This is a genomic window from Bacillus pretiosus (assembly GCF_051294775.1).
GTDB lineage: Bacteria > Bacillota > Bacilli > Bacillales > Bacillaceae_G > Bacillus_A > Bacillus_A wiedmannii.
Genome location: NZ_JBPPHF010000715.1, coordinates 1 through 216 on the forward strand (window position 1 = coordinate 1; position 216 = coordinate 216).

The following is a 216-nucleotide window of genomic DNA, read 5'->3' on the forward strand; positions in this document are numbered from 1 at the left end:
TCTATCCAATTGAGCTACGGGCGCATATGGTGCCGAGGGCGGGGGTCGAACCCGCACGGTGGTCACCCACCGCAGGATTTTAAGTCCTGTGCGTCTGCCTGTTCCGCCACCCCGGCATGTCATATTGAAAATTGGAGCGGAAGACGGGATTCGAACCCGCGACCCCAACCTTGGCAAGGTTGTATTCTACCACTGAACTACTTCCGCAAGACATGT

The 216-nt window shown here is 56.5% G+C and carries 2 tRNA genes; both read right to left on the reverse strand.

Annotation, left to right across the window (positions count from 1 at the left end):
* Positions 1-27: 27 nt before the first annotated feature.
* A tRNA-Leu gene (locus tag ACSG5Z_RS32860) sits at positions 28-116 on the reverse strand.
* A 16-nt stretch (positions 117-132) separates the two neighbouring features.
* A tRNA-Gly gene (locus ACSG5Z_RS32865) sits at positions 133-207 on the reverse strand.
* Between the last annotated feature and the right edge of the window lie 9 nt (positions 208-216).